The following is a 6,291-nucleotide window of genomic DNA, read 5'->3' as shown; positions in this document are numbered from 1 at the left end:
CCGGGTTCAATACTGAAGTGCTTCAGCAGTGGCTTAACACTCAGTTCTCCTCCAGAATCAAAATTTCGACTCCTCAAAAGGGCCACAAGAGGCTTCTGGTCACGATGGCAGAGAAAAACGCCCGTTTGTACATGGCACAGAAGATTCCCCCTTCTGCAATGGAAGATCTCCGAGACCTGCAGAAAGTCCTCAATCTCCCCAGACTTCCTGAAACTATAGAGGCTTTCGATATCTCCAACCTTGGTGAGAGCTTTACTGTTGCAGGGATGGTTCAGTTCAAAGAGGGTGTATCAAACAAGTCAGGTTACCGAAGGTACAAAATTAAAAGTGTCGATGGGCAAAATGATTTTGCGATGATGATGGAGGTTGTAAACAGGAGAATCAGCCGGCTCAGGGATGAAGGCAAGCCGTTTCCCGATCTCTTATTGATCGATGGAGGAAAGGGACAGCTCAACGCTGCGATCAAAGCCTTGCAACTGTTTGAGAATCCACCGCTTGTGGTATCACTTGCCAAAAAAGAGGAAATACTTTTTTCTCCCTATACTGAAGAACCGGTCAGCCTTCCCGCCAACCATCCTGCCAGACGCCTCGTTGAGAGGATCAGGGATGAAGTGCACAGATATGCTGTTACTTACCATCGCAAGCTTCGTGGTAAACAGTATAAACGATCACGTCTTGAGGATCTGCAGGGGATTGGGAAGAAAAGGGCGGCTCAGTTGCTGAAGAGGTTCGGGTCGATAAAGCGGATCATGGGGGCGGATGTGGAAGAGATATCCAGGGAGGTTGGGATATCAAGGGAGAGGGCAGAGGGTCTGGTCGAGAGGCTGAGGAGAGGGTGATGGATGGGACGACAGTACGACAACACGACATTACGAACGCACGAGCGTCTGGGGACGGACTGTCTTTTTATTTTTAACGTCCGATCCAGGTGGTCAGGGACGGACTGTCTTTTTGATTTTTAACATCCTGGTCTGAAGACAGTTCCCAAAAATGATAGCCCAAAGGGGGCCTGCAGATTTGGAAGAACTATTAACAGCACCCGGTCTGCTAACGAAGGATCACTTTTTCAGTGGCCTGGGGACGGACTACTTTTTTGCTTTTAGCGGGATCGCAGCTCAGGGGACGGACTGTCTTTTTTATTTTTAACATCCTGGTCTGAAGACAGTTCCAAAAAATGATGGCCCGAAGGGGGCCTGCAGATTTGGAAGGACTATTCACAGCACTCGGCCTGCTCCCAAAAGATCATTTATTTGCTTCCGTTAGCCTGATCTGAAGGTGAAGCAAAATCCCGATTGGTCAGATCGATCAGGAGGTCCTCCCGATCCTGAGCAGTCAAAGCCCTTCTTTTAGGAACAGCACCAAGATCCAGATAGTATTCGTTCAGTTCCGTACCAGTTACGTAGAGTATTGATCTCTCTTCCGGCTCCACGCTCCCCAGATATATTCCATCATTGGCAAGTTCCACCCTGGTTTCCTCTATACGTCCGGATTTGGAAACCCTCAATACATGAGTTCCTCTCTCAAGCAGCCGTATTCCCCAGTATTCCTTGACCGGTGTATTAGCCGATCCTTTTACTGTTCCCAAAACATATTCCGTGGATAATCTGAATCCATGGTAAGTACTCACAACCACCAGCAGTTTTGTTTTGAGGTACCACGATCCTCCGGACCAGTGGATCTTCGAGAACATGCAGGCATAGTCTTTCCAGCCATCACCGTTAAAATCAGCGCAAACATAGGAAGGCAGGTTTTCGGAATTATAGGAGCTTTCAAACGGATATATCTCCGGCCCATACCTGTCAATCGGCGGCATGCTGTACCCCACAGTATAATCAGCGATCACTTGCCTGATCTCATAGGGTATGCTGACATATGAGTCAACATAGTAACAGTCTGTTTCACTATAGTGACCCTCAATGTATGGTTCAGGTCCCATGATCACTGTACATCCATTTATTATCATCAACAATACTGCCGCTGTAACCAGATATTTTATCGTACCCATAAACTACCTCACTTGAAAACAGTGAACCCTGCCTACCTTCTGCCGGAAATGCGCACAATTTTATCCGGATTGCTCTGAGATTGTTTTTTCGGACCGGAATCAAATCTTTTATTCTCATTATGAACCTTGTGTTCCGGGCTTCTGCTTCTGGATCTATCCGGGACCGGATGCTTTTTCTGGATCTGCTTTTCCGGTTTGACCTGATGAGAAGAATGCTTTTCCTTCAAAGGAGCTTTCCTTTCTTCATACACTTTTTTAGTTACTTTTATAGCAGGGCGGTACTCATGTCTGTGTATCTTGACGTGATGGTAGTTGTGATGATCACGTTTTCTGAATTCATAATAATGCACATGGGCCTTGTGATCGTATACCCTGCACCAGTCAGGATCAGGGCGGTGCGGAAAGTAAACATGATGATGATGGACTGCACAGGAGGGATGACAGTAATCAGCCTTTATCATCCATGGCCCAAAAACCCATGCTCCTGTCAAAAGATGGAAAGAAACCTGACGATACCGAAGAACATGTCTGGGTCCATGAAATGACCACTGGTATTCTATGCTTACCCGATGCGGCCAACTGCTTTCACAGCTTTCAAACCATGGATCACCATCATCTCTGTATTCTATCTGTTCGCAATGATCATGTCCATCCCCGATCCTCACACTAACATTGACATCAGCAAAAAGAACTACCGGAAGCAGTAAAGCAGCAGAGAGAAAATACAGTTTATTCATAAAACCTCCTAGAGCAAAAAGCCTGACTCTGACATCCTTCATTTATATAGATTCGTGAGCATGAAGAAACAGCTCAGTTTTTACGTCAAGGCCGGAGCATAACTGCTATGGCCATCATTACTGAGGTTTAAAGAAATGCTTTGATCTGCAGAGAGAGCGTGTGCAGGCCGGGAAGGTTTTCCATATCAACTCGCCGTAACTCAGCCCGGTAGGATCCGTTTACGGAAAAATGCTTTCCTATCTGGATTTCCGACGCAACAGAGAAGACCTGTGAGAGACCGGAGCCAAACCCGCGTGCGATACGATAATCCAGTTCTCCCGGTATATTTACAATAGACAATGCGTACGAAGCCTCGAGCCATCCCTTATCAAATGCGGCCCAGGACAGACCTGGATTTATCTGTAAATATACACAACTGTCAACACTAACTTTACGGCGCAGAGTTGATCGGTTATCCTTGCGTGCCCACCCCGCACACTCTTTGAGATAAATATCAAATGCATCCCCGATCCTGAAGGACTGCGTCAGCTCGGTGTTAAGATCCCTGACATAGAAATCACTTTCCAGGGAATCATCCCTGAAAAAGTAAAGATGTTTTGTTTCATCACGAAATGTCCACCTTCCCCGCTTCAGCTCCAGATTAAACCCTGATTGTATCCCGGGCTCCCGGTAAGATCTTATCTTACGGAAAGATGGTGTCACAAATATATCACCACGTAAATCTTCCCTGCCCTGTGGAACCCACTGTGCTTCCTGTCTGTAGGAAATATCTGCATAAGAGGAGGAAGAATGTCCTTTGTCACGAAAATGCTCATTTAAAGAATTGATTCCCGGTATCCATGACGAGACTGTTTTGAGTCCGGCTTCGACATGCTCTTCTGAAAGCAGTGTACCTTGCCATGTCAGATCATTGAGAATACCTTTTATTTGTTTCAGGGGTCTGTATTGCCAATCAATTTCCATTACTGTTTTTCTAATGCGGGTACTTGCAGTCTTATCATAGATTTCGCGTTGCTGCATGAACCAATCACCCGGTGTATGCGGAACGTACTCTTTTAATGAATCATCATAAATGTGCGTTCCAAGTCCCTTGCCTGCAAAGACTGGCACCTGAATAAACACTGAGGATTTTTCCGAGTTGGTTCGATAACGCAGATGTGATGAAAAACCGGATGCTGCAGGTTCTATGCTGCTGGAAAACTCAGCCAGAAATGTTGACAGAGAACCAGCACCGTTATTTACATTACGCTGGTAATTTCCTGAAGCGGCCACCTGCCATCCTGGAAGAATCCTGTGATTAACTGACTGCTCCCATAGAATAGAGTAGCCGGTGTCGCTTGAAGTCAAGAATCCCTTTCCCGCGCGGAAACTGGTAAATGTTATTGACTCCTGCAATTTCCATGGTTCATACCCGAAACGCAGCGTTCCTTCTATCAATCCTGTTCCCGGTGCTGAAGAGTCCGGCTTCCATTCGTCTCTGAAAAAGGTTCCAACATTAATATTATCAAACATCAAATTGACACCTGCATTTTCCAGACGACCAAGTTCTCCTGAGGATGTACCGTTGTGGCGGAAAAACGATCCATTATAGTCAAGTGACAGCCAGTCTGCGGGAAGCCATTTTGAATTGCCGTAAAATTTATCTGTCATCAGATCTGAATCAAAACGGTTCTGACCATAACCAAAACAGGTTGAAAACCCTGGAAAAGGAGTGACACCTACTGCACTTTCCCAGATCTGGCGGGAACCTGAGTTCTGGATAAGTGATCTGTCGTTCCACTTTCTGTACCTGTCAAATGTCTCCTGAAGTTCATTACCGAATTGTTTTGAACTGTAAAGGTAATCCCCGGAAAGCCAAACACCCCTTTTTCGGATCTGATCCGAACCTGCGACAAACGATAACACGACTGACGAGCCAAGATTGTCATCGTCATCAATAGATGAAAACAGATTCTGATCAGCTTCCTGTCCTGCAGCATTTATCCTGGCTTTCAGGAACTCAAGATTAACATCTGCTATCAGTTCTCCTTTTGTGAACCTGCGGGGAGGAGGCAGTTCCGATAACGGAGAATAGTCACCCATCCCCTCACCGGCATATTTATAAACAAATTCCCTGTGAATTAAGGAATCTGTTCTTACATAATCTCCATTACCATCACCTACATGCTTAAACCATACATAGTAGAACCCGTCCACACTGTCAGGTTTTGAAGGGTTGTATCGCCTATGCACGAAATGTCCATCCTGGATTTTGTAAAGTGGATACAGTGCATCATCGGATGGCACATCGTTGCGGTGTACCGGTCTGTGAGAAGATGCCATCGGAGGACTATCACCTGCTTCTCTCAGTGCTTTCATATCAGCAGCAGAAAGCGAGAGGTCGATGGGATGATTGCGGTTGTCAGCTTCAGACCAGAGTGCTCCTTTTACAGTAAATATGGAATCAGGCGCGGAAAAACCCGCCGATGCCCCTACAATTGTCCTCTGATAATCAAATAACTTGTACTCATATTCCACCCTGATAATGTCATTGTCTTTTATGAGTACACGGGGATTGAATGTGATTGAACCAAGGTCATAATCAACTGTAAAATCCTTGTCCTCGCCCTCGATGAGAATTTTTCCGTTCAGAACTACCTTCACAGTTCCACCAATAGGAGTAATAAAACCCGGTTCACCTTTTCCGGAGAGAGTATATGGTCCCTGAACTCCGTTTTGACCATGCCATGTTTCACTTGTATGCATTCCCCCGGAAAGAGCCCCAAAAGCATTCACTGAAAAAGCTTTTGGATGAAAGGAGGCTGAGAGGCCTTTTATTTTTTTCTGTTCCTTGAAAATCCCTGCGGGAAGCCAGTTTATATATTGATCGCCTGCAACGGCACCGAATTTTGGATCGGTCAGTGCGACATAGATCATGTCAAATTCACTTATCTCCCGTGTGGCTCCATCAAGAGATGTTCCCTGATCACTCAGATGAGCATTGATTTCAGTACCAGGACGGATCTGCCCCCCTATTCTCACGTCAAGACCCTGCTCCAGATTAAGTTCCCCAAAGCTGCCTATCGCAACACCGATACTCTTGTAACCCGACACAGTGAGATTCTCACTTTCCCTGTAAGCAGTAGCAACGACTCCAGTGGAGGTGTCATAGAGGGTACCTGCTTTTGAGTAGGTTTTAGGAAAGAGAGAGAAACTCTGAGTGATACCATAGAAAGCAGTCTGGAAACGGACCCGGATAGGAACACCACTGTCGATAGTTTCTGAGAAAAGAAGAGAGTTACGGCCGGGGATAAAAACCCAGGGGGGGATAACAGCACTATCCTTATCAAACGATACAGAAATGGTTCTCTGATCCAGCATCCCTTCACTAATGCGATACGGCCCCGGCCCTCCATCAGAATAGATAACAGTATCAACTGATTCCGCAGAGAGCAGCGATGTAAAAAGGTACAAAAAGAGGGAGACGAAGATTAGATTCCGGATAAGTGCCATCCTGTAAAACCGATTTAAACTCGAATTGAAGGGATCACAGGAAAAATATACTACTT

At 45.9% G+C, this 6,291-nt stretch carries 4 protein-coding genes; 1 reads left to right on the top strand and 3 read right to left on the bottom strand.

The genetic code is table 11. The features are described 5' to 3' along the window. A partial coding sequence (locus GX089_04285; GenBank protein ID NLP01692.1) for an excinuclease ABC subunit C occupies window positions 1-839 on the top strand: 839 nt, incomplete at its 5' end. A gap of 407 nt (window positions 840-1,246) precedes the next feature. On the opposite strand, the gene GX089_04280 is transcribed toward GX089_04285, so the two are convergent. From GX089_04280 to GX089_04270, 3 genes are all read right to left on the bottom strand, one after another. Next, entirely contained in the window at window positions 1,247-2,005 is a 759-nt protein-coding gene (locus tag GX089_04280; protein ID NLP01691.1) for a hypothetical protein, read from the bottom strand. A 32-nt stretch (window positions 2,006-2,037) separates the two neighbouring features. Then, window positions 2,038-2,742 (bottom strand): hypothetical protein, encoded by a 705-nt coding sequence (locus GX089_04275; protein NLP01690.1) that lies wholly within the window; start codon window positions 2,740-2,742, stop codon window positions 2,038-2,040. 127 nt (window positions 2,743-2,869) lie between these two features. Continuing rightward, the gene (locus GX089_04270) at window positions 2,870-6,235 is read right to left on the bottom strand and encodes a hypothetical protein (GenBank protein NLP01689.1); all 3,366 of its coding nucleotides are present in this window, start codon (window positions 6,233-6,235) and stop codon (window positions 2,870-2,872) included. Window positions 6,236-6,291: the final 56 nt, after the last annotated feature.

This window comes from Fibrobacter sp., from assembly GCA_012523595.1.
In the GTDB taxonomy this organism is placed as follows: Bacteria; Fibrobacterota; Chitinivibrionia; order Chitinivibrionales; family Chitinispirillaceae; genus JAAYIG01.
The sequence above is the reverse complement of the archived record's forward strand: the minus strand, read 5'-3'. Positions and strand labels throughout refer to the sequence as shown.